20 protein-coding genes, 4 tRNA genes, 1 rRNA gene and 1 riboswitch are annotated in these 25,844 nt (G+C 54.8%); of the genes, 6 read left to right on the top strand and 19 right to left on the bottom strand.

What is annotated here, in order from left to right:
- Positions 1–16 precede the first annotated feature (16 nt).
- Positions 17–787: an NAD(+) diphosphatase gene (nudC, locus tag MHZ89_RS21755; protein WP_311784588.1), complete on the bottom strand. Its 771-nt coding sequence runs from the start codon at positions 785–787 to the stop codon at positions 17–19.
- Positions 788–941: 154 nt separating this feature from the next.
- Here nudC and rsd point away from each other — a divergent pair, with 154 nt between their 5' ends.
- From rsd to thiE, 3 genes are all read left to right on the top strand, one after another.
- Positions 942–1,451, top strand: a complete 510-nt coding sequence (gene rsd / locus MHZ89_RS21750; RefSeq protein ID WP_311784587.1) for a sigma D regulator — start codon at positions 942–944, stop codon at positions 1,449–1,451.
- Between the two features lie 197 nt (positions 1,452–1,648).
- A riboswitch (TPP riboswitch) is annotated at positions 1,649–1,749 on the top strand.
- 88 nt (positions 1,750–1,837) lie between these two features.
- On the top strand, positions 1,838–3,766 hold the full coding sequence (thiC, locus tag MHZ89_RS21745) for a phosphomethylpyrimidine synthase ThiC (RefSeq protein ID WP_311784586.1): 1,929 nt from the start codon (positions 1,838–1,840) through the stop codon (positions 3,764–3,766).
- A complete protein-coding gene (thiE, locus tag MHZ89_RS21740) occupies positions 3,763–4,398 on the top strand; it encodes a thiamine phosphate synthase (protein WP_311784585.1) in 636 nt (211 codons plus the stop codon). The genes thiC and thiE overlap by 4 nt, the downstream gene beginning before the upstream one ends.
- Before the next feature lie 184 nt (positions 4,399–4,582).
- Here thiE and MHZ89_RS21735 read toward each other — a convergent pair whose 3' ends face one another.
- A complete protein-coding gene (locus MHZ89_RS21735; RefSeq protein ID WP_311784584.1) occupies positions 4,583–6,052 on the bottom strand; it encodes a PLP-dependent aminotransferase family protein in 1,470 nt (489 codons plus the stop codon).
- A 173-nt stretch (positions 6,053–6,225) separates the two neighbouring features.
- Between MHZ89_RS21735 and MHZ89_RS21730 the strand changes: the two genes are divergently transcribed.
- On the top strand, positions 6,226–6,417 hold the full coding sequence (locus MHZ89_RS21730) for a DUF1127 domain-containing protein (RefSeq protein WP_120458436.1): 192 nt from the start codon (positions 6,226–6,228) through the stop codon (positions 6,415–6,417).
- Here MHZ89_RS21730 and MHZ89_RS21725 read toward each other — a convergent pair whose 3' ends face one another.
- On the bottom strand, positions 6,418–7,353 hold the full coding sequence (locus tag MHZ89_RS21725) for a LysR family transcriptional regulator (RefSeq protein ID WP_311784583.1): 936 nt from the start codon (positions 7,351–7,353) through the stop codon (positions 6,418–6,420).
- An 85-nt stretch (positions 7,354–7,438) separates the two neighbouring features.
- On the opposite strand from MHZ89_RS21725, the gene MHZ89_RS21720 reads away from it, so the two are divergent.
- Positions 7,439–7,738, top strand: coding sequence for a hypothetical protein (locus tag MHZ89_RS21720; RefSeq protein ID WP_311784582.1), 300 nt, complete (start codon positions 7,439–7,441; stop codon positions 7,736–7,738).
- 140 nt (positions 7,739–7,878) lie between these two features.
- Here MHZ89_RS21720 and rpoC read toward each other — a convergent pair whose 3' ends face one another.
- The 13 genes from rpoC to MHZ89_RS21655 all read right to left on the bottom strand — a co-directional run bounded on the left by rpoC (position 7,879) and on the right by MHZ89_RS21655 (position 22,066).
- Positions 7,879–12,102 carry a DNA-directed RNA polymerase subunit beta' gene (rpoC, locus tag MHZ89_RS21715; RefSeq protein WP_120458433.1) on the bottom strand — a complete coding sequence of 1,408 codons (4,224 nt, stop codon included), beginning with the start codon at positions 12,100–12,102 and terminating at the stop codon, positions 7,879–7,881.
- A gap of 79 nt (positions 12,103–12,181) precedes the next feature.
- Positions 12,182–16,210, bottom strand: a complete 4,029-nt coding sequence (gene rpoB / locus MHZ89_RS21710; RefSeq protein WP_311784581.1) for a DNA-directed RNA polymerase subunit beta — start codon at positions 16,208–16,210, stop codon at positions 12,182–12,184.
- 328 nt (positions 16,211–16,538) lie between these two features.
- Positions 16,539–16,901 carry a 50S ribosomal protein L7/L12 gene (rplL, locus tag MHZ89_RS21705; protein ID WP_033793155.1) on the bottom strand — a complete coding sequence of 121 codons (363 nt, stop codon included), beginning with the start codon at positions 16,899–16,901 and terminating at the stop codon, positions 16,539–16,541.
- Positions 16,902–16,967: 66 nt separating this feature from the next.
- Positions 16,968–17,465, bottom strand: a complete 498-nt coding sequence (rplJ, locus tag MHZ89_RS21700; RefSeq protein WP_011091858.1) for a 50S ribosomal protein L10 — start codon at positions 17,463–17,465, stop codon at positions 16,968–16,970.
- A gap of 351 nt (positions 17,466–17,816) precedes the next feature.
- Positions 17,817–18,521, bottom strand: coding sequence for a 50S ribosomal protein L1 (gene rplA / locus MHZ89_RS21695; RefSeq protein ID WP_311784580.1), 705 nt, complete (start codon positions 18,519–18,521; stop codon positions 17,817–17,819).
- Between the two features lie 3 nt (positions 18,522–18,524).
- Positions 18,525–18,953: a 50S ribosomal protein L11 gene (rplK, locus tag MHZ89_RS21690; protein ID WP_013507401.1), complete on the bottom strand. Its 429-nt coding sequence runs from the start codon at positions 18,951–18,953 to the stop codon at positions 18,525–18,527.
- 147 nt (positions 18,954–19,100) lie between these two features.
- Positions 19,101–19,646, bottom strand: coding sequence for a transcription termination/antitermination protein NusG (gene nusG, locus MHZ89_RS21685; RefSeq protein WP_012439920.1), 546 nt, complete (start codon positions 19,644–19,646; stop codon positions 19,101–19,103).
- A gap of 1 nt (position 19,647) precedes the next feature.
- Positions 19,648–20,031 carry a preprotein translocase subunit SecE gene (gene secE / locus MHZ89_RS21680; RefSeq protein WP_033755817.1) on the bottom strand — a complete coding sequence of 128 codons (384 nt, stop codon included), beginning with the start codon at positions 20,029–20,031 and terminating at the stop codon, positions 19,648–19,650.
- A 227-nt stretch (positions 20,032–20,258) separates the two neighbouring features.
- Entirely contained in the window at positions 20,259–21,443 is a 1,185-nt protein-coding gene (tuf, locus tag MHZ89_RS21675; RefSeq protein WP_224481567.1) for an elongation factor Tu, read from the bottom strand.
- Positions 21,444–21,550: 107 nt separating this feature from the next.
- A tRNA-Thr gene (locus MHZ89_RS21670) sits at positions 21,551–21,626 on the bottom strand.
- 5 nt (positions 21,627–21,631) lie between these two features.
- Positions 21,632–21,706 (bottom strand) — tRNA-Gly (locus MHZ89_RS21665).
- 192 nt (positions 21,707–21,898) lie between these two features.
- A tRNA-Tyr gene (locus MHZ89_RS21660) sits at positions 21,899–21,983 on the bottom strand.
- A gap of 7 nt (positions 21,984–21,990) precedes the next feature.
- Positions 21,991–22,066: transfer RNA gene (locus MHZ89_RS21655), tRNA-Thr, on the bottom strand.
- 536 nt (positions 22,067–22,602) lie between these two features.
- Here MHZ89_RS21655 and coaA point away from each other — a divergent pair.
- Positions 22,603–23,553, top strand: a complete 951-nt coding sequence (gene coaA / locus MHZ89_RS21650; protein ID WP_033756003.1) for a type I pantothenate kinase — start codon at positions 22,603–22,605, stop codon at positions 23,551–23,553.
- A 36-nt stretch (positions 23,554–23,589) separates the two neighbouring features.
- Here coaA and birA read toward each other — a convergent pair whose 3' ends face one another.
- From birA to rrf, 3 genes are all read right to left on the bottom strand, one after another.
- Positions 23,590–24,549 (bottom strand): bifunctional biotin--[acetyl-CoA-carboxylase] ligase/biotin operon repressor BirA, encoded by a 960-nt coding sequence (gene birA, locus MHZ89_RS21645; protein WP_126690836.1) that lies wholly within the window; start codon positions 24,547–24,549, stop codon positions 23,590–23,592.
- Entirely contained in the window at positions 24,546–25,583 is a 1,038-nt protein-coding gene (murB, locus tag MHZ89_RS21640) for a UDP-N-acetylmuramate dehydrogenase (protein ID WP_311784579.1), read from the bottom strand. Before murB ends, birA begins: the two co-directional genes overlap by 4 nt.
- 155 nt (positions 25,584–25,738) lie before the next feature.
- Positions 25,739–25,844: ribosomal RNA gene (gene rrf / locus MHZ89_RS21635) — 5S ribosomal RNA — on the bottom strand; the annotation flags it as partial.

Genomic DNA, 25,844 nt, shown 5'->3' with positions numbered 1-25,844 from the left:
CGTAGTGTAACACTTCTTAGAGTTCGCCGCGGCAGATGGCGACAGTATCTTCAATCAGCCGGCGCGCCACGGTGCCCGGCGGCGGCAACATCGGCAGCGCGTCATAGCGATACCAGCCGGCGTCCAGCAGCTCTTTATTGTCGATTTGCAGTTCGCCACCGTCATAGTCCGCCATAAACGCCATCATCAGCGAATGAGGGAACGGCCAGGGCTGCGAGGTCACGTAGCGCAGATTCCTGACGCGGACATTGCTCTCCTCCATCACCTCGCGCGCGACCGCCTGCTCCAGCGTCTCGCCCACTTCGACAAATCCCGCCAACACGGTGTAGATGCTGTTGCGATGACGCGCATGGTTCGCCAGCAATATCTCTTCGCCGCGCCGGATGGCGACAATAATGCAGGGCGCGATTTGCGGATAGTAACGTTCACGGCAGTGTCCGCACAGGCAGGCGTTTTCATGTCGGCTCAGATGCATTTCGTGGCCGCAGTAGCCGCAGAAGGGATGGGAGCGGTAAAACTCCGCCAGTTGTACGGCGCGCCCGGCAAGCTGAAACAGTCCCGCCTCTTCATCGATCAGCTGGCGTACTGAAAACATATCGCGATCGCGATTTTCACATATCAGCCATACCGTTTCGCCTTGCCACTCGCCGACAGGCTGCGCCTTGCTTCCTGTCAGCTTAAACGTAGCGGCGCTGCCGTGTGGCAGATCGCCCTGCGGCAACCAAAGTTTCTGTTCATGGCTGACAATCCACCATCCAGCGTCTACGCTTGAGATCTCACGTTGCATATAATCGTCATCCTTAGCGTCGAAATTGATACGCTGAAGTCCTGATGTTAAGTGTGTAGACAAACAACTATACCCTAAATCGTTCAGCTTGCAGGCGGCCTGGCGCCAGCCGAAGCATCAACGGTAGAGGGATTTTATTTACATGGAGTCAGAAATGCTTAACCAGTTAAATGTCCTGACCGAGCGCGTAGGTGGCAGTAACGAACTGGTAGATTCGTGGCTGGACGCCCGTCGCCAGCTATTGGTTTCTTATTACCACCTGGTTGGGCTGAAGCCTAACAAAGAAGCGCTAACGACTTTAGACGAGCAGGCGCTCGACAACTTTTGTCACGGCCTGGTTGACTATCTTTCCGCCGGTCACTTCAGCATGTATGAGCGCATCATCAATGAGATGGAAGGCGACAGCCCGATGATTGCCGCCGCGCAGGTTTATCCCCCGCTGGAAGCCAATACCGAACGTTTGATGCAGCTCTATGATGGCCATCTGCAGCAGTCGATTGACGATGACAACTGCGTCGATTTTCAGCTGGCGCTGTCAGAAGTAGGCGAAGTGCTTGAAGCGCGCTTCACGCTGGAAGATAAGCTGATCCAGCTTGCCTGGGACAACAGACTGGTACGCGCACCGGTAGCGAATGACAGCAGCCAGCTGTCGCGTCCGGCTTAAATTCAATCAGTTGTAAAGTTCTTGTTATTCTGTAAAAGCCCTTTTATGCTGAATGGGTTTTCGACGATAACGTCGAAAACCCGTTTTTGTTTTTGAGCTACTCACTGTTTGTTATGTAGCCAACGTAAACGAGATTTCTGCCGTGGTGCGCGTCGCCCTGTGTAAAAGGGCAAGCGTAACCGCCAGAAAATCGTTTACCTATCTTGTCGGAGTGCCCGCAAGGGCTGAGACCGTTAATTCGGGATCCGCGGAACCTGATCAGGTTAGAACCTGCGAAGGGAACAAGAGTAAACATCATCAGTACGCTGGCGTTTTTTGCCTGCCGTTTCTGTTACTCCTTCCGAACTCCGGACAAGCAACGTTCCCCTTTCAACAGGAAAATTGCTATGTCTATGACCAAAACCACCCGTCGTGAACAGCGTGCTCAGGCGCAGGCGTTTATCAATGCGCTTCAGGGCGGCGTCGCCTTTCCCAACTCGAAACGTATCTGGATCCAGGGCAGCCGGGACGATATTCGCGTGCCGATGCGGGAAATCCAGCTCAGTCCAACGCTGCTCGGCGGCGATAAACACCAGCCGCGCTATGAAGAGAATGAGGCGGTGCCGGTTTACGATACCGCTGGCCCCTATGGCGATCCCGATGCCGTTATCGACGTCCAGCGCGGCCTGGCGAAGCTGCGCGCCGACTGGATTGCCGCGCGCGACGATAGCGAAACGCTGAAGCACACCAGCTCGCGCTATACGCAGCAGCGTCTGGCAGACGACGGGCTCGATCATTTGCGTTTCGATCAGCTGCCGCAGCCCCGGCGTGCGAAAGCGGGACGTCGCGTCACCCAGCTCCACTACGCGCGTCAGGGCATTATCACGCCGGAAATGGAGTTTATCGCGCTGCGCGAGAACATGGGCCGCGAGCGCATTGTCAGCGACGTGCTGCGACAGCAGCACAATGGCCATAGCTTCGGTGCGCAGCTGCCGGAAAACATCACCCCTGAGTTTGTGCGCCAGGAAGTGGCTGCCGGCCGCGCCATTATTCCCGCGAACATCAACCATCCTGAATCGGAGCCGATGATTATCGGCCGCAACTTTCTGGTGAAGGTCAACGCTAACATCGGCAACTCGGCAGTGACTTCCTCTATTGAGGAGGAGGTAGAGAAACTGGTCTGGTCGACGCGCTGGGGCGCCGATACCGTTATGGATCTCTCGACGGGTCGCTATATCCATGAAACGCGCGAGTGGATCCTGCGCAACAGCCCGGTGCCCATCGGGACGGTGCCGATTTATCAGGCGCTGGAGAAGGTAAACGGCGTCGCCGAAAACCTCGACTGGGAGGTGTTTCGTGACACCCTGCTGGAGCAGGCGGAACAAGGCGTCGACTACTTCACCATCCACGCCGGCGTACTGCTGCGCTATGTGCCGATGACGGCAAAGCGGCTGACTGGCATAGTCTCGCGCGGCGGGTCGATTATGGCAAAATGGTGCCTGTCGCATCACCGCGAAAGCTTCCTTTACGAACACTTTCGCGAGATTTGCGAAATCTGCGCCGCCTACGACGTTTCACTGTCGCTTGGCGATGGCCTGCGTCCCGGCTCGATTCAGGATGCCAACGACGAGGCGCAGTTTGCGGAACTGCATACGCTGGGCGAGCTGACAAAGATCGCCTGGGAATATGACGTCCAGGTGATGATCGAGGGCCCCGGCCATATTCCTATGCAGATGATCCGCCGCAATATGACCGAGCAGCTGGAACACTGCCACGAAGCGCCTTTCTATACGCTTGGCCCGCTGACTACTGATATCGCGCCCGGCTACGATCACTTTACCTCCGGCATCGGGGCCGCCATGATCGGCTGGTTCGGCTGCGCGATGCTCTGCTATGTCACCCCCAAAGAGCATCTTGGCCTGCCGAATAAAGAGGACGTCAAGCAGGGCCTTATCACCTATAAGATCGCCGCCCATGCTGCGGATCTGGCGAAGGGCCACCCCGGCGCGCAGATCCGTGATAACGCCATGTCTAAAGCGCGTTTTGAATTCCGCTGGGAGGATCAGTTCAATCTGGCGCTCGATCCTCATACCGCACGCGCCTATCACGACGAAACCCTGCCGCAGGAATCGGGCAAAGTAGCCCACTTCTGCTCGATGTGCGGGCCGAAATTCTGCTCGATGAAAATCAGCCAGGAAGTGCGCGACTACGCGGCAAAGCAGGAAAACGAGGCGCAGCCAATCGAAATTGGCATGCAGCGGATGTCGGAAACCTTTCGCCGCCGCGGCGGCGAACTTTATCACTCAGCCGATGCGCTGAACGAGGAGAAACTATGAACGCCCCTTTTCCCGCCACGGCCCCGCGCTTAGGCCTTTATCCGGTGGTAGACAGCGTCGAGTGGATTGCGCGACTGCTGGAGGCTGGGGTGCGCACGATCCAGCTGCGCATCAAAGATCAACAGGATGAGGCGGTAGAGCCCGCGATCGCGGAGGCGATTGCGCTCGGCAAGCGGTATCAGGCGCGTCTGTTTATCAATGACTACTGGCGGCTGGCGATTAAACATCACGCCTATGGCGTGCATCTTGGTCAGGAAGATCTGGACGTCGCTAACCTGAACGCCATTCGTGAAGCGGGACTGCGGCTGGGCGTTTCGACCCACGATGACGCCGAGCTGGATCGCGCGCTGGCGATACGTCCTTCCTATATCGCGCTGGGGCATATCTTTCCGACCCAGACCAAGGCGATGCCGTCCGAGCCGCAAGGGCTGTCTGAACTGCAGCGGCACATCGCGCGGCTTAAAGGCGTTTCTACCGTGGCGATTGGCGGCATCAGCATTGCGCGTGCGCCGGCGGTGCTGGCGACCGGCGTCGGCAGTATTGCCGTCGTCAGCGCCATTACGCAGGCGCCAGACTGGCGCGCCGCAACGCAGAGGTTGCTGACGCTGGCGGAACCGCAGCCAGAGGCTTAAACCTGAATGCGTCTCGCAAAAGACGCCTGGTTTCTGCAACAGCAGTAAAAAAGCTGGAAGAGGGCGCGCAGCGATATTCTTTCTCTCTCGCGCCGTTTTTCTGTTTCGCTACAGTGGCTGTCGCCGGGCAATGTTGCCTGGCCAGGGCCGGACCTCCCCTCACCCTCTCTGGCCCTGCCCTCTGCTACTTAGTCAGGAGGATCTCATGCTGCAAGGAGTGTGGCGAATCTTCGCCCGCGCAGGCGGCTATCGCGCGCTCGACGGCCTCACCTACTTTTGCCAGCGCCTGTTCGACGCGATCGTCCAGCGTTACCGCAAAGCTCAACCGCAAACAGTTGCGGTATTTACCCGACGCAGAAAAAAGCGATCCGACTGCTATCTGGATATGAGAATCGCGCAGCTCGCGGTTAAGCCGTACGGCATCAAAGGCTTCCGGCAGTTCGACCCACATCATAAAGCCGCCCTGCGGACGAGAAACGCAGATGCCGCATGGAAAATAGTGGCGCACCCAGCAGCTAAAGCTGTCGTAGTTGCGCTGATAAAACTGACGCATACGCCGCAGGTGCGGCTGATAGTAACCCTGACGAATAAACTCCGCCATCGCATGCTGCGCCAGGGTATTGCTCGAACCCGTAGCGATATATTTCATATGCAGCACGCGATCGCGATATCGTCCCGGCGCAACCCAACCGGTGCGCAGGCCGGGCGCGACCGTTTTCGAAAAAGAGCTGCACAGCAGTACCCGGCCGTCTACGTCCAGCGATTTCAGCGTGGCGGGCCGCGGATACTCCCAGGCCAGCTCGCCGTAGACATCATCCTCAATGACCGCCACGTCAAAACGCTGCGCCAGCGTCAACAGCGCGCGCTTACGCGCTTCCGGCATAATAAAGCCCAGCGGATTATTGCAGTTAGGCACGACCATGACCGCTTTGATTGGCCACTGCTCAAACGCCAGTTCAAGCGCCTCCAGACTAATGCCGGTGACCGAATCGGTTGGGATTTCAATCGCCCGAATGCCGAAGCCGCGCAGAGTCTGCATGATGCCGTGAAACGATGGCGACTCTACCGCGATAATATCGCCTGGCTCGCATATCGCACGAATCGAAACCGACAGCGCCTCATGGCAGCCGGTGGTAATGACGATATCGTCAGCCGACAGCTGGCAGCCGCTGTCGATCGCCAGGCGCGCTACCTGTTCGCGCAGGCTGGTTACGCCGTAAAGATTGTCGTAGCTGAGAAGCTGCGTTTCCTGCCGCTGCGCCTGACGACTGAGGATTTTCCACAAGGGTTTAAGGGTGGGCTGAGAGAGATTCGGCATGCCGCTACCCAGCTGGAGCATGTCCCTTTCCAGGCGACTCTCGAGCAGATCCAGCACCGATTCCCACTGCGTGATCTCTACCGGACGCTGCACCGGACGCGTCAGCGCCGGTACCGGCGGCGCGGCCTTACGCGTCGAAACAAAATAGCCGGAGCGCGGCTGCGGCGTAATCAGCTGCTTCTCCTCCAGCACATGATACGCCTGCTGCACGGTGCTGATGCTAACGCCATGCTCAAGACTCAGACTGCGCACTGACGGCAGCTTCTCGCCGCTGCGGTAAAGCCCCTGCTCAATACGCTGCGCCAGATGCATCGCCAGCTGCTGATAACGCGTCATGTCCGGCTCCCTTCAAAGGAAAGAGGTAAAAAACAGTACAGATACGTCATTTTTTTACCATTCAGATGTCGCTTGCGGCAATCTGTATGTTAAATAAAATTGAATTTTGCGTCTGTATCCTTTTCGTCCTCAGGAAGACACTATTCCTCAGTTCACCTGATGAGGAAAGGAAAATGGGATACGAAGAAAACTGTGCGGCAAAACCTTTCTCGGTTACGCCCTGGTCGCTGGTGCGCGCCATTGTGCGCAGCCTGAGAGCGCTCCACCAGCAGCGTAAGACTCGCCTGATCCTGTTACAGCTGAGCGATGCGCAGCTAAAAGATATTGGCCTTACGCGCGGTGATATTGAGCATGAACGAAGGTAGCTAAACCAAAGACTCATAAGGCGCGAGAAGCGCGGTTAAAAAATCGATGACCGTTTGCGTGCGTCTGGGTGTCAGCCGGCGCTCAAGACGCAGCACCCACATATTTACTCTCTCGGTGCGCCACGCTTTTAATATTTCGACCACGGCGCCGCTGGCAAAATCAGACGCGCCAAGCCAGGAAGGTGCCCAGCCAATGCCGCAGCCAGCGCGTACCATCTGCCATGCCGCCTGCCCGTCGTCAAAAAAATAGCGTGAGTCGGGTTCCCAGCGCACCGCTTTGCCATCTTCGGGCGAATTAAAACGCCAGGCGTCCGCTCGTCCTTTATTGAGATTCCAGAAACCGATCTGGGAGTGCGTGCTGAGGTCGAAAGGCGTGCAGGGCTCGCCGTGTTGCCTGAGATAATCTGGCGTTGCGCAGGCGACCCAGGGAAAGCTAAACAGCTTGCGGGCAGAATGGCCTGGCCAGGCTTCCAGCGCGCCGGAACGAATCACAAAGTCAAAGCCGCCACTGGCTAAATCCACCATCGCGTCGCTGAAATGCATCTCCAGTGAGATTTCAGGATGATCAGCAAGAAAGGCTGGTAGCGCAGGCATGATACAGACGCGTCCAAAAGAGGACGGAACCGAGATGCGCACCCGGCCCGCAGCGCCCTCGTTTTCAATGCCGCTAAGGGCATTCTCTACCTGGTTGACCTCTTCAAGCAGTCCGCGTGCCAGCATCAGCATTCTCTCGCCTTCCCCGGTCAGCGACAGGGCATGCGTCGTTCGGTGCAGAAGACGTACGCCATGCTGGCTCTCGAACCGGCTCAACGCTTTGGATACGGCCGACGTAGTGGTGCCGGCGCGGCGTGCAGCTTCGGCGAATGATCCTGCTTCAACGATACGCGCGAACCAGAGTAGCTGCGTGAGGCTGGATGAAAAGATCGGTGTTGCCATCAGGTCAATATCTCCTTGCTGCGCCGCAGCCTACAAGCGCCTGGTTTCGGCTGATAACGTTGAGCTTCTTAAAGGAGATCATCATATGAAATTTTTAGTTTTACTCACACCCGTCGCCGGGCGCGAACCGGCGGAGTTTAAACCTTATGCGGTCGCAGAGATGCAGGCGGTATGGAATGACTATAAAGCTGGCACGCTGCGGGAGATCTACTTCTCTCCCAACCCATTGATTATCAGCGTGATTTACGAAACCCCGTCCCGTGACGAACTGCAGCAGGCTGTCGCGCATCTTCCTATGGTCGAAGCCGGTTTGCTCTCTTTTCAACTTATTGAACTGGGCCCAATGCACAGCTTCGAGGTGCTGTTCGCCCCTGCTGCTGCGTAAAAATTTCAGGCGCTTTTATTGCCCTGACGTCACTGCCTCTCAGGACGACTGCAATCTGGCTGCCCCTAATTCGTCCGACCCCTCTTTTGCGCCCATAAAAAAACCCTGCCGAAGCAGGGTTTTTATTAAGCGAAGAACGGTTAGTCGTTATCGCTACCGCCGAGACCGGCGTTCAACAGTTCAGCCAGGCTTGCAGAGGCTTCATCCGCAGTAACCTGCGGAGCAACCGGCGCTTCGCCCGCCTGACGGCGACGCATACGATCCTGATGGTAAGCGTAACCGGTACCGGCCGGGATCAGACGACCCACGATAACGTTCTCTTTCAGACCGCGCAGTTCGTCGCGCTTGCCTGCAACAGCGGCTTCGGTCAGGACACGAGTCGTCTCCTGGAACGAGGCTGCCGAGATGAACGATTCGGTTGCCAGCGACGCTTTGGTGATACCCAGCAGATCGCGCATGTAGGTTGCGCCGATTTTGCCGTTCGCTTCCAGATCGCGGTTAGAGATCTTGATGCGAGAGACTTCTGCCTGCTCACCTTCCAGGAAGTCAGTGCTTCCCGCGCTCATGATGGTTGCTTTACGCAGCATCTGGCGAACGATGACTTCGATGTGCTTATCGTTAATCTTAACGCCCTGCAGGCGGTAAACTTCCTGCACTTCGTTAGTGATGTAACGGGTCACAGCATGGACGCCACGCAGACGCAGAATGTCGTGCGGAGATTCCGGACCGTCGGAAACCACGTCACCACGTTCTACGCGCTCACCTTCAAACACGTTGAGCTGACGCCATTTCGGAATCATCTCTTCGTAAGGCTCGCTGCCATCAACCGGCGTGATCACCAGACGACGTTTACCTTTGGTCTCTTTACCGAAGGAGATGATGCCGCTGATCTCCGCCAGGATTGCTGGCTCTTTCGGACGACGCGCTTCGAACAGATCCGCAACGCGCGGCAGACCACCGGTAATATCCTTGGTACCGCCAGATTCCTGAGGCACACGCGCCAGGGTGTCACCAGAGCTGATTTTCTTACCGTCTTCCAGCTGAACGATCGCTTTGCCCGGCAGGAAGTACTGAGCCGGCATGTCGGTGCCCGGAATCAGAACATCTTCGCCCTGCTCATCGACGATTTTCAGCGCCGGACGCAGGTCTTTACCGCCTGAAGTACGCTCAGCGGTATCCAGAACCACCAGCGAAGAGAGACCAGTCAGTTCGTCAGTCTGACGCGTGATGGTCTGACCATCAATCATGTCAGTAAAGCGAATGTAGCCGCTTACTTCGGTGATAACCGGCATGGTGTGCGGATCCCAGTTTGCTACGGTTTCGCCCGCTGCAACCTGCTCGCCGTCGCCTTTCGCCATGATCGCGCCGTAAGGGACTTTATAGCTCTCTTTAGTACGGCCAAACTCATCGATCATTTTCAGTTCGACGTTACGTGAAGTAATAACCAGTTTGCCAGCGGAGTTGGTTACCGACTTAGCGTTGGTCAGTTTGATAGTACCTTTGTTCTTCACCTGAATGCTGGATTCTGCTGCCGCACGCGATGCCGCACCACCGATGTGGAACGTACGCATGGTCAGCTGTGTACCCGGCTCACCGATGGACTGTGCCGCGATAACACCGATCGCTTCACCTTTGTTGATGATGTGACCACGCGCCAGGTCGCGACCGTAGCAGTGGGCGCACACACCAAAATCGGTTTCACAGCTTACAACAGAGCGAACTTTGATGGTGTCGACCGAGTTCTGTTCAACCACATCACACCAGTGCTCATCCAGCAGCGTATTACGCGGAACCAGGATGTCAGCGGTGCCCGGCTTCAGCACATCTTCAGCCGTCACACGGCCAAGCACGCGCTCGCGCAGCGGTTCTTTAACGTCGCCGCCTTCGATAACCGGCGTCATCATGATGCCTTCGAAGGTGCCGCAGTCATCTTCAGTTACGACCAGATCCTGCGCAACGTCAACCAGACGACGCGTCAGATAACCGGAGTTCGCCGTTTTCAGTGCGGTATCCGCCAGACCTTTACGCGCACCGTGGGTCGAGATGAAGTACTGGAGTACGTTCAGACCTTCACGGAAGTTCGCCGTAATCGGCGTCTCGATGATGGAGCCATCCGGCTTCGCCATCAGACCACGCATACCGGCCAGCTGACGAATCTGTGCCGCAGAACCACGCGCACCAGAGTCGGCCATCATAAAGATGCTGTTAAAGGAAACCTGTTTCTCTTCTTCGCCGTCACGGTTAATCACGGTTTCAGTTGAGAGGTTTTCCATCATCGCCTTCGCTACGCGCTCGTTCGCCGCAGCCCAGATATCGATGACTTTGTTGTAACGCTCGCCCGCGGTAACCAGACCAGACTGGAACTGCTCCTGGATCTCAGCCACTTCCGCTTCCGCTTCGGTGATGATTTCCACTTTCTTCTCTGGGATAACCATGTCGTCGATGCCGACAGACGCGCCTGAACGGGCTGCGTAAGCGAAACCGGTGTACATGGTCTGGTCAGCAAAGATAACGGTCGGCTTCAGGCCCAAAATGCGGTAACAGGTGTTCAGCATTTTGGAGATAGCTTTTTTGCCCAGCGCCTGGTTAACGATGGAGAACGGCAGACCTTTTGGCACGATCATCCACAGGATGGCGCGGCCGATAGTGGTGTCAATGATGCTGGTTTTAGCAACCCACTCATCCTGCTCGTTTTTCTCGTGTTCGGTAATACGAACCTTAACGCGAGCGTGCAGCGATGCGAGGCCAGCGCGATAAACACGCTCGGCTTCTTTCGGGCCGGTCAGCACCATGCCTTCGCCTTTGGCGTTAACACAGTCACGGGTCATATAGTACAGACCCAGTACAACGTCCTGAGACGGAACGATGATTGGTTCGCCGTTCGCCGGAGACAGAATGTTGTTGGTAGACATCATCAGCGCACGCGCTTCCAGCTGGGCTTCCAGCGTCAGCGGTACGTGAACAGCCATCTGGTCACCATCGAAGTCGGCGTTATAGGCCGCACACACCAGCGGGTGCAGCTGGATCGCTTTACCTTCGATCAGAACCGGTTCAAACGCCTGGATACCCAGACGGTGCAGCGTCGGCGCACGGTTCAGCAGAACCGGGTGCTCGCGGATAACTTCATCCAGGATATCCCAGACAACCGCTTCTTCGCGCTCAACCATTTTCTTCGCGGCTTTGATGGTGGTGGCCAGGCCACGCAGCTCCAGCTTGCCGTAGATAAAGGGTTTGAACAGCTCCAGCGCCATTTTCTTCGGCAGGCCGCACTGATGCAGACGCAGGTATGGACCTACGGTGATAACAGAACGACCGGAGTAGTCAACGCGCTTACCGAGCAGGTTCTGACGGAAACGACCCTGCTTACCTTTGATCATATCGGCCAAAGATTTCAGCGGACGCTTGTTAGAACCGGTGATCGCACGACCGCGACGACCGTTATCCAGCAGGGCGTCGACCGCTTCCTGCAGCATACGTTTTTCGTTGCGTACGATGATGTCCGGCGCAGCCAGATCCAGCAGACGCTTCAGACGGTTGTTACGGTTGATAACGCGACGATACAGATCGTTCAAATCCGACGTAGCGAAACGACCGCCGTCCAGCGGAACCAGCGGGCGCAGATCCGGCGGCAGCACCGGCAGCACAGTCAGGATCATCCACTCCGGCTTGTTGCCGGACTGTACGAACGCTTCCAGCAGCTTGATGCGCTTGGTCAGCTTCTTACGCTTGGTCTCGGAGTTGGTTTCGTTCAGCTCTTCACGCAGCTGCTCGCACTCTTGCTCCAGATCCATATTTTTCAGCAGAGCCTGGATCGCTTCGGCACCCATTTTCGCGTCGAATTCGTCACCGAACTCTTCCAGCGCGTCAAGGTACTGCTCTTCGGTCAGAATCTGACGTTTTTCGAGGTTGGTCATGCCACCTTCGACAACAACGTAAGATTCGAAATAGAGCACGCGTTCGATATCGCGCAGCGGCATATCCAGCAGCAGGCCGATACGGGACGGCAGCGACTTCAGGAACCAGATGTGCGCGGTCGGAGAAGCCAGTTCGATGTGGCCCATGCGCTCACGACGCACTTTGGTCTGGGTCACTTCGACGCCGCACTTCTCACAGATCACGCCGCGGTGTTTCAGGCGCTTGTACTTACCGCACAGGCACTCGTAATCTTTTACCGGTCCGAAAATACGGGCGCAGAAAAGACCATCACGCTCTGGCTTGAAGGTACGGTAGTTAATGGTTTCCGGCTTTTTCACTTCACCGAAAGACCAGGAACGGATCATGTCTGGCGAAGCCAGCGCAATTTTGATCGCATCAAACTCTTCGGTTTTAGTTTGCGCTTTCAGAAACTTAAGTAAGTCTTTCACGGATTAGCTCCCGTCGGAGTGGAACTCTCAGGGGCGCGCAGCCGAAACTCCGCGCCCCATAACCAGTACTTGCGAGTGCTTACTCGTCTTCCAGCTCGATGTTGATGCCCAGCGAGCGAATCTCTTTCAACAGTACGTTGAAGGATTCCGGCATGCCCGGTTCCATCTGATGGTTGCCGTCGACGATGTTTTTATACATCTTCGTACGACCGTTCACGTCATCAGACTTAACGGTAAGCATTTCCTGCAGGGTGTATGCCGCGCCGTATGCTTCCAGCGCCCACACTTCCATCTCACCGAAGCGCTGACCACCAAACTGTGCTTTACCACCCAGCGGCTGCTGAGTAACCAGGCTGTAAGAGCCGGTGGAACGCGCATGCATCTTGTCATCAACCAGGTGGTTGAGTTTCAGCATGTACATGTAGCCCACAGTAACCGGACGCTCGAACTGCTCGCCGGTACGGCCGTCAAACAGCGTGATCTGGCCGGAAGTCGGCAAATCGCCCAGCTGCAGCAGCTCTTTGATTTCGCTCTCTTTCGCACCGTCAAACACTGGCGTAGCGATCGGCATACCTTTTTTCAGGTTCTCAGCCAGACGCAACACTTCATCATCAGAGAAGGTGTTGAGGTCGACGCGCTGACGCACGTCCGCGCCCAGGTCATAGGCACGCTGGATGAATTCGCGCAGTTTCGCGACTTCTTCCTGACGCTTCAGCATGGCGTTGATCTTGTCGCCGATACCTTTCGCCGCCATACCCAGATGCGTTTCCAGGATCTGACCGATGTTCATACGTGACGGTACGCCCAGCGGGTTCAGTACGATGTCGACCGGCGTGCCGTTCTCGTCGTAAGGCATATCTTCGATCGGGTTGATCTTAGAAATAACACCTTTGTTACCGTGACGGCCTGCCATCTTGTCGCCAGGCTGAATCTGACGTTTAACGGCCAGGTAGACTTTGACGATTTTCAGCACGCCCGGCGCGAGATCGTCGCCCTGGGTGATCTTACGACGCTTGGCTTCGAGTTTTTTCTCAAACTCGTGCTTCAGTTCGTCGTACTGCTCAGCCAGCTGCTCCAGCGCGTTCTGCTTCTCTTCGTCGGTCAGGCCCAGCTCCAGCCAGCGCTCGCGCGGCAGCTTGTCGAGCTTGTCGGCTTCAACGCCGCCGGAGATCAGCACCGCCTGGATACGGCCGAACAGGCCCGCTTCAAGGATCTGCAGTTCTTCAGACAGGTCTTTCTTCGCCTGCTTCAGCTGCATCTCTTCGATTTCCAGCGCACGCTTGTCTTTTTCCACGCCATCGCGGGTAAAGACCTGTACGTCGATAACCGTACCGGAAACGCCGTTCGGCACGCGCAGTGACGAATCTTTCACGTCAGACGCTTTTTCGCCGAAGATAGCGCGCAGCAGTTTCTCTTCCGGCGTCAGCTGGGTTTCACCTTTCGGCGTTACCTTGCCCACCAGAATGTCGCCGCCGGTCACTTCCGCACCGATATAAACGATGCCGGATTCATCCAGTTTAGAGAGCGCAGCTTCACCCACGTTCGGGATATCAGCGGTGATCTCTTCTGGCCCCAGCTTGGTGTCGCGAGACACGCACGCCAGTTCCTGAATATGGATGGTGGTGAAACGGTCTTCCTGAACCACACGCTCGGAAACGAGGATGGAGTCTTCGAAGTTGTAACCGTTCCACGGCATGAACGCGACGCGCATGTTCTGGCCAAGCGCCAGTTCGCCCAGGTCGGTTGACGGACCGTCAGCCAGCACGTCGCCGCGCTCGACCGGCTCGCCCAGCGACACACACGGCATCTGGTTGATGCAGGTATTCTGGTTAGAACGGGTGTACTTAGTCAGGTTGTAGATGTCGATACCCGCTTCGCCCGGATACATCTCATCTTCGTTAACTTTGATAACGATACGAGAAGCATCAACGTACTGAACGGTACCGCCACGTTTCGCTACGGCTGTTACGCCAGAGTCGACCGCAACCGCGCGCTCCATACCGGTACCTACCAGCGGCTTGTCAGCACGCAGAGTAGGAACAGCCTGACGTTGCATGTTCGCACCCATCAGGGCGCGGTTAGCATCATCGTGCTCCAGGAACGGGATCAGCGACGCACCGACGGAAACCACCTGCTGGGTGGAAACGTCCATGTAGTCAACCTGATCGCGGCTGAACAGGCTCGATTCGCCTTTGCTACGGCAGGTGACGAGATCATCAACAAAGTGACCTTCTTCATCCAGCTGGGCGTTCGCCTGAGCGATAACGTAGTTACCCTCTTCAATCGCAGAGAGGTAATGAATTTCATCAGAGACCACGCCGTCGATAACGCGACGATACGGGGTTTCCAGGAAACCGTACTCGTTAGTCTGTGCATACACAGAAAGCGAGTTGATCAGACCGATGTTCGGACCTTCAGGAGTTTCGATTGGACATACGCGACCGTAGTGCGTCGGGTGTACGTCTCGAACTTCGAAGCCGGCGCGCTCACGCGTCAGACCGCCTGGGCCCAGTGCAGAGATACGACGTTTGTGCGTAATCTCAGACAGCGGGTTGTTCTGATCCATAAACTGTGACAGCTGGCTGGAGCCGAAGAACTCTTTCACCGCCGCCGAAATCGGCTTGGCGTTGATCATATCCTGCGGCATCAGCGTGTCGAGGTCGCCCAGGGACAGACGCTCTTTCACCGCACGCTCTACGCGAACCAGGCCAACGCGGAACTGGTTTTCCGCCATTTCGCCAACTGAACGAATACGACGGTTGCCGAGGTGGTCGATATCGTCCACTTCGCCTTTACCGTTACGGATATCGATCAGCTTCTTCATCACGTCGATGATGTCTTCTTTGCTCAGAATGCCTGAGCCTTCGATCTCATCACGCAGCAGCGAACGGTTGAACTTCATGCGGCCAACAGCCGACAGATCGTAACGATCTTCTGAGAAGAACAGGTTCTCGAACAGGTTCTCGGCAGCTTCACGCGTCGGCGGCTCGCCAGGACGCATCATGCGGTAGATCTCAACCAGCGCGCTCAGGCGATCGTTGGTCGGGTCAACGCGCAGGGTCTCAGAGATGTACGGGCCGTGATCCAGGTCGTTGGTGAACAGCGTTTCGATACGCTTGTGACCTGCCTGGCTCAGCTTCGCCAGCAGATCCATGGAAAGTTCCATGTTAGCCGGAACGATCAGTTCGCCGGTGCTCTCGTCGATGTAATCTTTCGCGACCACTTTGCCCGCGATGTACTCAACTGGCACTTCAATGTGCTGAATGCCATCTTTTTCCAGCTGACGAATGTGGCGCGCAGTGATGCGACGACCTTTCTCAACGTAGACGTTGCCGTTAGCTTCGATGTCGAAAGAGGCAGTCTCGCCACGCAGGCGCTCAGGCACCAGTTCCATCTGCAGCTTGTTGTCGCGGATCTCGAACACCACTTTTTCAAAGAACAGGTCAAGGATCTGCTCAGTGGTGTAGTTCAGCGCGCGCAGAATGATACTGGCCGGCAGCTTACGACGGCGGTCGATACGTACGAACAGGTTGTCTTTCGGGTCGAACTCGAAGTCGAGCCATGAACCGCGATAAGGAATAATACGTGCGTTATAAAGCACTTTACCCGATGAATGGGTTTTACCTTTATCGCTGTCGAAGAAGACGCCAGGACTACGATGCAGCTGAGAAACGATAACGCGTTCAGTACCGTTGATAACAAAGGTACCGTTGTCGGTCATGAGCGGAATTTCGCCCATGTACACTTCTTGTTCTTTAATGTCTTTTACGGTGCCTTCCGGCGCTTCGCGCTCGTAGATCACCAGACGCAGTTTGACGCGCAGCGGAGCAGAGAACGTCACGCCACGAATCTGACACTCTTTAACGTCAAAGACAGGTTCGCCCAGACGGTAGCTGACGTATTGCAGCTCGGAGTTACCGCTGTAACTCTGAATGGGGAAGACGGAACGGAAAGCTGCTTCCAGTCCGTACTGACCTTCTGAATCTTGCTCGATGAACTTCTGGAACGAGTCAAGCTGGATAGAAAGGAGATAAGGTATGTCCAGTACTTGCGGACGTTTACCAAAATCCTTACGAATACGTTTTTTCTCGGTATAGGAGTAAACCATAGGGTTCCTCAGCTAGCTGACAAGTCGACCCACGCTGTCCGTCCTGAAGGACAGTTCATGCAACACTATTTTGTTTGATTCATGCGACACAGAGGTCACATGCAATACATCTTTCTATCACTCTTAAATCATTTCATTGCCTTAGCATGGGCAGGGAACCCGCGCAGGAAAGCAGTATATTAAGTCGTCGATAGAAAAAGATATTGAAGAGCAGCGATGGACAAACAGTGCGAAACCCCATCAAGGCTCTTGAGCGCAAAAAGGCTGGTGACCGAAAAGTCACCAGCCATCAGCCTGATATTACTCAGACTGCAACCCAAGGGTTGTCTTACTTAACTTCAACTTCTGCGCCAGCTTCTTTCAGAGCAGCTTCAAGTGCAGCTGCGTCGTCTTTGCTGATGCCTTCTTTGATCACGCCAGTTGCTTCAACCAGGTCTTTGGCTTCTTTCAGGCCCAGACCAGTTGCGCTACGAACGGCTTTGATTACAGCTACTTTGTTCGCGCCAGCAGATTTCAGAACGACGTCGAATTCAGTTTTCTCTTCAACAGCTTCAGCCGGGCCAGCAGCTACAGCTACAGCAGCAGCAGCAGAAACGCCGAATTTTTCTTCCATAGCAGAAACCAGCTCAACTACTTCCATTACGGACATAGCGGCAACGGCTTCCAGAATTTGATCTTTAGTGATAGACATGACAATTGTTCCTAAGAATCAGAAAAAGTTTATACGTTAGCAAGTGCGAAAGAAAAGAATCTGGCCTTAAGCCGCTTCTTTTGCATCGCGAACAGCAGCCAGAGTGCGGACCAGTTTGCCAGCAGCGGCTTCTTTCATGGTCGACATCAGACGTGCCAGTGCTTCTTCGTAAGTCGGCAGCGTTGCCAGACGGTCAATTTGTGCCGCCGGGATCAGCTCACCTTCAAAGGCTGCAGCTTTGACCTCAAATTTTGCATTCGCTTTCGCGAAATCTTTGAACAGACGAGCAGCAGCGCCCGGGTGTTCCATAGAATATGCAATCAGGGTCGGACCAACAAACGTGTCTTTCAGGCACTCGAACTGAGTACCCTCAACGACGCGGCGCAGCAGGGTGTTACGAACAACACGCATGTAAACGCCAGCTTCACGACCTGCTTTACGCAGTTCGGTCATTTTATCAACGGTAACGCCGCGAGAATCCGCAACAACCGCTGACAGCGCGCCTTTGGCTACTTCGCTGACTTCAGCAACAATCGCTTGTTTGTCTTGAAGATTTAATGCCATTAGCTTTTGCTCCTGGATTTTGGCCGGAGATGGATTTCTCCGGAACTCACTTCACTTACCGACCCAAGGGAAAGTAAGCGCTAAAACACGGTGAGCAGAATCCAGTTCAGAAAAAATTCTTTTTGGCTCTGTCACCGTCTACGCAGGGGATTAAGCGTCTCATCCGAGGATGGGCCGCGCCTGCGGTCTTGGACGGAGGCCAGGAAAGGCCTGGCTCCAACCTACCCCGCTGTTTCCGTTACCTGCCTAAGCAAAAGCGCCGGTCACAGCGAGATATAAATTCAGTGTCTGTTTTACCAGAACAACGGGCGTAAGATTCTAGGTGAATTTTTCGCCCGTTTCAAGCAGCAATTAGTTTGCTACTGCGTTCAGACCCGCCTGGTCGATGGCAACGCCAGCGCCCATGGTGGTAGACAGGCTGATTTTCTTGATATAAACGCCTTTCGCCTGAGCAGGTTTTGCTTTTTTCAGCGCAACCAGCAGAGATTCCAGGTTTTCTTTCAGCTTGTCAGCGTCGAAGTCCACTTTACCAATGGTAGTGTGGATGATGCCGTTCTTGTCGTTACGGTAACGAACCTGACCAGCCTTCGCGTTTTTAACCGCTTCAGCAACGTTCGGGGTTACAGTACCGACTTTCGGGTTTGGCATCAGGCCGCGCGGGCCCAGAACCTGGCCTAACTGGCCAACAACGCGCATCGCATCCGGAGAAGCGATAACTACGTCGAAGTTCATTTCGCCTTTTTTGATCTGGTCAGCCAGATCTTCCATACCTACCAGTTCAGCGCCAGCTGCTTTAGCAGCTTCGGCGTTTGCGCCCTGGGTAAAGACAGCAACGCGTACTGAACGACCAGTACCGTGCGGCAGAACGGTCGCACCACGAACGTTCTGGTCAGATTTACGTGCGTCGATGCCGAGGTTAACGGCAACGTCCACGCTCTCTACAAACTTAGCGGTAGCCAGTTCTTTCAGCAGAGCAACAGCTTCAGTGACGTCGTACTGTTTGGTCGCATCAACTTTGTCACGGATCACGCGCATGCGCTTGGTCAGCTTTGCCATTTCTTAGTCCTCTACTACCAGGCCCATGGAACGAGCAGTACCTTCGATAGAGCGAGTCATCGCTTCTACGTCAGCACCAGTCATGTCCGCAGCTTTGGTTTCTGCGATTTCACGTACCTGAGCACGAGTTACTTTACCGACTTTATCTTTGTTCGGCTTACCAGAACCAGACTTGATGCCCGCTGCTTTTTTCAGCAGAACGGCGGCCGGCGGAGTTTTGGTAACAAAGGTGAAAGAACGGTCGCTGTATACGGTGATAACAACCGGAGTAGGCAGACCTTTCTCCAGGGATTCGGTTTTAGCGTTGAACGCCTTACAGAATTCCATGATGTTAACGCCCTGCTGACCCAGAGCCGGACCTACCGGTGGGCTCGGGTTAGCCATACCCGCTGCAACCTGCAGCTTGACGTAGGCTTGTACTTTCTTGGCCATGATTTTTCCTCAGTTGGGTATAACGCCTGAAAAACAGGCTCCCCGTGATAACAGTTCACACGCTGTTGCCAGCGCATAAAAACAAAAGGCGCGAAATTATAGTTAAATTTCGCGCCTGCTGCAAGAGTCAAAATGTGAACAAGGTGATTAACCTTTCTCCACCTGTCCGAAGTCCAGTTCGACCGGCGTTGCGCGGCCAAAGATAGAAACGGAAACTTTCAGGCGGCTCTTCTCGTAATCCACCTCTTCGACCACGCCGTTGAAGTCGGCAAACGGACCGTCGTTGACGCGTACCATTTCGCCCGGTTCGAACAGCGTTTTCGGACGCGGCTTGTCACCCACCTGCTGCAGGCGGTTCATGATCGCATCCACTTCTTTATCGCTGATCGGCGCAGGACGGTCAGAAGTACCGCCGATGAAACCCATCACGCGCGGCACGCTGCGCACCAGGTGCCAGCTGGCGTCATTCATCACCATCTGTACCAGCACGTAGCCTGGGAAAAATTTGCGCTCGCTTTTACGACGCTGACCGCCGCGGATCTCTACCACTTCTTCAGTAGGAACCATGACGTCGCCGAAGAGCTCTTCCATGTTGTGCAATTTGATGTGCTCGCGCAGCGACTGTGCTACGCGGCCTTCAAAGCCGGAAAACGCCTGCACGACGTACCAGCGTTTTTTTGGAGCTTCAGACATCTCAGAACCTCAGGCCAGTGATAAACGATACCAGACGGACCAGAATACCATCCAGCCCCCACAAAATCAGTGACATCACGGCTGTAACCGCGGCAACGATTAACGTGGTATGCAGCGTTTCCTGGCGAGTCGGCCAAATGACCTTACGCATTTCAGTGCGTGCTTCACGTGCAAAAGCCACAGTTGCTTTGCCTTTGACCGTCAGCAGCGCAATGCCGCCCGCAGCCGCAATCAGCACCACGACAGCCAGCGCGCGCAGAGGCAGCGTCACGTCGCGATAAATATAATTGCCTACGATGGCTACCAGCAGCAACGCAACAACAGCCAGCCACTTTATCGCTTCCAGGCCGCGCCCGCTCCCTTGAGCTTCGGTATTCGCACTCATAAACCAACCTGCCACAATAATTCAGAAACTATTTTGCCCCGCAAGGCGAGGCATCCAAACCGAATGAGCTTTTGGGCGTAACTCGGTATCCTACGCCGCGCAACAGAGCCTGTCTCAGCAATGATTATGACCGAAAATCACTGATGAGCCAGGTTCTATGTAACAGCGTGCAAAAAGGGCATCAAATGATGCCCTCTTCGTATGCATTGCGTCAAATATTATCGTAATTAAGCGATAACTTCAGCAACAACGCCCGCGCCAACGGTACGGCCGCCTTCGCGGATTGCGAAGCGCAGACCCTGGTCCATCGCGATCGGATGGATCAGAGTTACGGTCATTTTGATGTTGTCGCCCGGCATTACCATCTCAACGCCTTCCGGCAGTTCGATGTTGCCAGTCACGTCAGTAGTACGGAAGTAGAACTGCGGACGGTAGCCTTTGAAGAACGGAGTGTGACGACCGCCTTCTTCTTTAGACAGAACGTATACTTCTGACACGAAAGTGGTGTGCGGCTTGATTGAGCCCGGCTTAGCCAGTACCTGGCCACGCTCGATCTCTTCACGCTTGATACCACGCAGCAGAACGCCCACGTTCTCACCAGCCTGACCCTGATCCAGCAGTTTGCGGAACATTTCAACGCCGGTACAGGTTGATTTCGCGGTGTCTTTGATACCCACGATTTCAACTTCGTCGCCTACTTTCACGATGCCGCGCTCAACACGACCGGTAACAACGGTACCACGGCCAGAGATTGAGAATACGTCTTCGATCGGCAGCAGGAACGGCAGGTCGATAGCACGAACCGGATCCGGGATGTAGGTATCCAGGTGGCCAGCCAGCTCAACGATCTTCGCTTCCCACTCTGCGTCGCCTTCCAGCGCTTTCAGCGCAGAACCGCGAACGATCGGGGTGTCGTCGCCCGGGAAGTCGTACTGAGACAGCAGGTCACGTACTTCCATCTCAACCAGTTCCAGCAGCTCTTCGTCATCAACCATGTCGCACTTGTTCAGGAACACGATGATGTAAGGAACGCCAACCTGACGACCCAGCAGGATGTGCTCACGGGTCTGCGGCATCGGGCCGTCAGTCGCAGCAACAACCAGGATAGCGCCGTCCATCTGAGCAGCACCGGTGATCATGTTTTTCACATAGTCGGCGTGGCCCGGGCAGTCAACGTGCGCGTAGTGGCGAGTCGGGGTTTCATACTCAACGTGAGAAGTGTTGATGGTGATACCACGTGCTTTCTCTTCCGGCGCGTTATCGATCTGGTCGAATGCACGAGCCTGGCCGCCGTAGGTTTTAGCCAGAACGGTGGTGATAGCTGCAGTCAGGGTGGTTTTACCGTGGTCAACGTGACCGATGGTGCCCACGTTTACGTGCAGTTTGTTACGTTGAAATTGCTCTTTAGCCATCGCTTGTCCCTCTAAGACACGGATATATCAAAGATATCATCACATCAACCAGGCTGTGCCTGAATGCAGGATTTACAGAGAGAGAATCAGGGAGGAGATAAAGGAAGTGGTGCTGATACCCAGAGTCGAACTGGGGACCTCACCCTTACCAAGGGTGCGCTCTACCAACTGAGCCATATCAGCACATCTGGAGCGGGCAGCGGGAATCGAACCCGCATCATCAGCTTGGAAGGCTGAGGTAATAGCCATTATACGATGCCCGCATCCTGGAACTCGGCTACCTGTTCTTTCTGTAGCTTGTGAATAATAAGAGATGTTCCCCTACTATTCGAAGTCTGCCAGCGTTACTGACCGACTTTAACTGTGCCGAAGCGCAGTTTGAATTTAGGGTGAGAGAAGTGACTCACCGACAGACAAACAGGCTGTTTATCTGCTCCCAACCGAGAGGGTTGAGATGGTGGTGGGAGAAGGATTCGAACCTTCGAAGTCTGTGACGGCAGATTTACAGTCTGCTCCCTTTGGCCGCTCGGGAATCCCACCTACTTGATGGTGCCGGCTACCGGAATCGAACTGGTGACCTACTGATTACAAGTCAGTTGCTCTACCAACTGAGCTAAGCCGGCATCAAGTGACGCGCATTCTAGGAAGGTCGGGGACAGGATGCAACAAAAAAATCGCTGAAATTACTCTATCGCTTACTATTTGTGCAAATCCTCGCATTTTAGCGTTTTTGCGGAGAAAAATTAGGCGGTTCCGGCTGTTTTTAGCGAGCGGCGGCGCGATTTTTATTGCGCCTGTTTGACTTGCCCGACGCCAGAAGCGCTCTCTTTTTGCTCACTTAGCTTCAGAAAAAAATAAAATTTCTTTCAGGCGCGCATTTGCAATGCTGACAATATGCAGCGTCAGGCGCAAATCGCGATGTCAGCACGACAGATAATCACATCACTTGCTTCGCCTGAAGCCGCCCTTATGCGCAGCCGCTTGCGAAAGCGTGCGCGGATTTATCATTTTTCTTCTTTTTATTGTCACACTGATGTTAACCTCCAGCCCATTGTTCTCAGTAAAGACTTTGTGACATGCAGCTATAGATTTCATATCGCTACGGGTTTTTTATCTGCGTGCTATGAATAAGCCTGAATCTGCAGTCAGACGCATACTTATGAATAAAAAGAATTCACCTCTGACCACGCCCTATCTGGAGTTCACGCGTAAGCAGTGGGCCGCCCTGCGTAATTCTGTGCCGATGACCTTAACTGAAGAGGAGATCGCGCAGCTTAAAGGCATTAATGAGGATTTGTCTCTGGAGGAAGTGGCAGAGATCTACCTTCCCCTGTCGCGCCTGCTTAACTTCTATATCAGCTCCAACTTACGCCGCCAGGCGGTGCTTGAGCAGTTCCTCGGAACTGACGGGCAAAAAATCCCCTATATCATCAGCATTGCCGGCAGCGTGGCCGTGGGTAAAAGCACCACCGCGCGCGTCCTGCAGGCCCTGCTGAGCCGCTGGCCGGAACATCGCAAAGTAGAGCTCATCACCACGGATGGCTTTCTGCATCCTAACGCAGTGCTGAAAGAGCGCGGCCTGATGAAGAAGAAAGGCTTTCCGCAGTCCTATGATATGCACCGGCTGGTTAACTTTGTTTCGGCGTTGAAATCAGGCGCCAGTCAGGTGACGGCGCCGGTCTATTCTCATCTGGTTTACGATGTCATACCGGATGGCGACAAAGTCGTGCATCAGCCGGATATATTAATCCTTGAGGGATTGAATGTGTTGCAGAGCGGAATGGATTATCCGCACGATCCCCACCACGTTTTTGTTTCTGACTTTGTTGATTTTTCTATCTACGTGGATGCGCCTGAAGACTTGCTGCAGCGCTGGTATATCAATCGTTTTTTGAAATTCCGTCAGGGTGCCTTTACCGATCCCGACTCTTACTTTCACCATTATGCGCAGCTCTCTGAAGAAGAGGCCGTACAAATTGCCACTGGGCTGTGGAAAGAGATCAACTGGCTGAATTTGAAAGAAAATATACTGCCTACGCGTGAAAGAGCGAGCCTGATTATGACCAAAGGCGGCAATCATGCGGTCGACCGGGTCCGACTGAGAAAATAAGCATTAAAAAAGCCTGCATCGCGCAGGCTTTTTTATTTACTGCGGACGAAGGGATATTTCCCCGCCCACCCAGGATTTTACTTCGCCATCCTGCTCAAGCAGTAATCCACCCTGCTTATCTATTCCACGCGCGATACCGTGAATTTCACGTTCGCCGATCAATAGCTTCACCGGCCGGTTAAAAAAGTTATCCAGAGCCTTCCAGCGTTCGGTAAAAGGCGCTAACCCGTCACGTTCAAATATCGGCAGCGCCTCGCGCAGGCTGTTAATCAGCTTTGCGGCAAGGTCGTTTCGATTAATTGCGATCCCCGCTTCCTGCAGGTTAATCCAGCCCTGATTAATCTGCGTCGCGTCCGCGCCGCGCATCGCCAGATTGATGCCCGCGCCCATAACAATTTGCGCCGCATCACCCGTTTTCCCCGTCAGTTCAACCAGGATGCCCGCCAGTTTGCGGTCCTGCAGATAGAGATCGTTAGGCCACTTCACGCGTACGTCCTGCGCGCCCAGCTGCTGCAGCGTCTCCGCTATCACGATGCCGATAACCAGGCTCAACCCCATCGCCGCCGCTGGCCCTTGTTCCAGACGCCAGTACATCGACAGATAAAGATTGGCGCCAAAAGGCGAGAACCATTGTCTTCCCCGCCGCCCGCGCCCAGCCTGCTGATATTCAGCAATACAGGCATCACCAGATTGCAGCTCGTTCATCCGCTCGAGCAGATACTGGTTCGTTGAATCGATAACGGGGATGATGGCCAGATTAGGTTGATGAAGCTGTGCGAGGATCGCCTCTTCATTCAACAGCTGCATCGGTGCCGGCAGGCTATAACCTTTACCCGTTACCGTATAAATATCCAGTCCCCAGGTTTTAAGCGTCTGAATATGCTTGTTGATCGCAGCGCGGCTCATCCCCAGTGATTCGCCGAGCTGTTCGCCGGAATGAAACTCTCCATCTGAAAGTATCTCAACCAGCTTTAACGGGATGCTATGGTCTTTCATATAATTGCCTCTACAGCATTGCACTCGCCCTGTGCCCCGATAAATCGAACTTCGGGCTCAAGCCATACATCAAATTTTTGTCCGACGCGTTCACGTACGGTTTTCGCCAGGGCGACAATATCCTGCGAGGTGGCGTGTTCAGCATTGATGAGCACCAGCGCCTGCTGCTGATGCACCGCCGCGCCGCCGATGCGAAATCCTTTCAGCTGGCATTGATCGATCAACCAGCCCGCCGCCAGTTTTACTTCGCCGTTTCCCTGCGGATAACAGGGCATATCGGGACAGGCAAGCTTCAGCTTTTCTGCCCGCTCGAGGCTTATCAGCGGGTTTTTGAAGAAGCTACCAACATTACCCGTCACGCGTGGATCGGGCAGTTTACTCTGCCGCATATGGCAAACAGCGTGGAAGACTTCCCAGGCGGTAACCGTAGCGGGATTCAGGCGCGTTAAATCGCCGTAGGTGAGCACCGGCTGCCAGCGTTTATTCAGGCTGAGTCCAACGGCGACAATGGCATATCCCTGCTGATATTGATGCTTAAAGATGCTGTCGCGGTAACCGAAAGCGCACTCTTCGCGATGCAGACGCTGTGTCGCCCCCGTATCAAGGTTAAGTACGTCGACATACTCGCAGACATCCCTGAACTCAACGCCATAGGCACCAATATTTTGTATCGGTGCCGAACCCGCCATACCGGGAATAAGCGCAAGATTTTCGAGTCCGGGGATCCCTTTCTTCAAGGTCGCCTCAACAAGCGCATGCCAGTTTTCACCGGCGCCGACATGAAGCTTCCAGGCGTCGTCCTGCTCCTGAATATCGATGCCTTTAATCCGGTTGAGGACAACGGTACCAGCAAAATCTTCCAGGAAAAGCACATTGCTGCCTTCGCCCAGCAGAATAAAGGGCTCATTCTTCATTCTGGCGTTTCGCCAGGCGCTGAGGATCATTTCTGGCGTCTCAGCGAGAATACGATCGCGTGCGCGGATCGCAAGACCAAGGGTATTGTCAGCTTGCAGAGAAGGATACTGGTGGGACATTGTGCGGCCTTAACTAAGTTATCTGCGCATAGTTTACCGCATCAGTTCAGGCTTGTAGGGAAGTTTTGATGGTGTCGCGCCGGGAAATGCCTTTATCGCCGATCGACAGACGTAAAAAAGCCCCCTGCGTCAGCAGGGGACTTTTCTGTATGGATGCCTGGCAGTTCCCTACTCTCGCATGGGGAGACCCCACACTACCATCGGCGCTACGGCGTTTCACTTCTGAGTTCGGCATGGGGTCAGGTGGGACCGCCGCGCTAA

This window comes from Pantoea sp. ACRSB (assembly GCF_022346905.1).
Taxonomy (GTDB): Bacteria; Pseudomonadota; Gammaproteobacteria; order Enterobacterales; family Enterobacteriaceae; genus Pantoea; species Pantoea piersonii.
The sequence above is the reverse complement of the archived record's forward strand: the minus strand, read 5'-3'. Positions and strand labels throughout refer to the sequence as shown.

What these genes read in the sequence shown, in the direction of transcription:
- rplL (WP_033793155.1), bottom strand. Translation starts at nt 16,901, where the DNA reads ATGTCTATCACTAAAGATCAAATTCTGGAAGCCGTTGCCGCTATGTCC.
- nusG (WP_012439920.1), bottom strand. Translation starts at nt 19,646, where the DNA reads ATGTCTGAAGCTCCAAAAAAACGCTGGTACGTCGTGCAGGCGTTTTCC.
- thiE (WP_311784585.1), top strand. Translation starts at nt 3,763, where the DNA reads ATGAACGCCCCTTTTCCCGCCACGGCCCCGCGCTTAGGCCTTTATCCG.
- birA (WP_126690836.1), bottom strand. Translation starts at nt 24,549, where the DNA reads ATGAAAGACCATAGCATCCCGTTAAAGCTGGTTGAGATACTTTCAGAT.
- rplJ (WP_011091858.1), bottom strand. Translation starts at nt 17,465, where the DNA reads ATGGCATTAAATCTTCAAGACAAACAAGCGATTGTTGCTGAAGTCAGC.
- nudC (WP_311784588.1), bottom strand. Translation starts at nt 787, where the DNA reads ATGCAACGTGAGATCTCAAGCGTAGACGCTGGATGGTGGATTGTCAGC.
- MHZ89_RS21735 (WP_311784584.1), bottom strand. Translation starts at nt 6,052, where the DNA reads ATGACGCGTTATCAGCAGCTGGCGATGCATCTGGCGCAGCGTATTGAG.
- tuf (WP_224481567.1), bottom strand. Translation starts at nt 21,443, where the DNA reads ATGGCTAAAGAGCAATTTCAACGTAACAAACTGCACGTAAACGTGGGC.
- rsd (WP_311784587.1), top strand. Translation starts at nt 942, where the DNA reads ATGCTTAACCAGTTAAATGTCCTGACCGAGCGCGTAGGTGGCAGTAAC.
- MHZ89_RS21720 (WP_311784582.1), top strand. Translation starts at nt 7,439, where the DNA reads ATGAAATTTTTAGTTTTACTCACACCCGTCGCCGGGCGCGAACCGGCG.
- secE (WP_033755817.1), bottom strand. Translation starts at nt 20,031, where the DNA reads ATGAGTGCGAATACCGAAGCTCAAGGGAGCGGGCGCGGCCTGGAAGCG.
- rplK (WP_013507401.1), bottom strand. Translation starts at nt 18,953, where the DNA reads ATGGCCAAGAAAGTACAAGCCTACGTCAAGCTGCAGGTTGCAGCGGGT.
- MHZ89_RS21730 (WP_120458436.1), top strand. Translation starts at nt 6,226, where the DNA reads ATGGGATACGAAGAAAACTGTGCGGCAAAACCTTTCTCGGTTACGCCC.
- coaA (WP_033756003.1), top strand. Translation starts at nt 22,603, where the DNA reads ATGAATAAAAAGAATTCACCTCTGACCACGCCCTATCTGGAGTTCACG.
- thiC (WP_311784586.1), top strand. Translation starts at nt 1,838, where the DNA reads ATGTCTATGACCAAAACCACCCGTCGTGAACAGCGTGCTCAGGCGCAG.
- rpoB (WP_311784581.1), bottom strand. Translation starts at nt 16,210, where the DNA reads ATGGTTTACTCCTATACCGAGAAAAAACGTATTCGTAAGGATTTTGGT.
- rplA (WP_311784580.1), bottom strand. Translation starts at nt 18,521, where the DNA reads ATGGCAAAGCTGACCAAGCGCATGCGCGTGATCCGTGACAAAGTTGAT.
- murB (WP_311784579.1), bottom strand. Translation starts at nt 25,583, where the DNA reads ATGTCCCACCAGTATCCTTCTCTGCAAGCTGACAATACCCTTGGTCTT.
- MHZ89_RS21725 (WP_311784583.1), bottom strand. Translation starts at nt 7,353, where the DNA reads ATGGCAACACCGATCTTTTCATCCAGCCTCACGCAGCTACTCTGGTTC.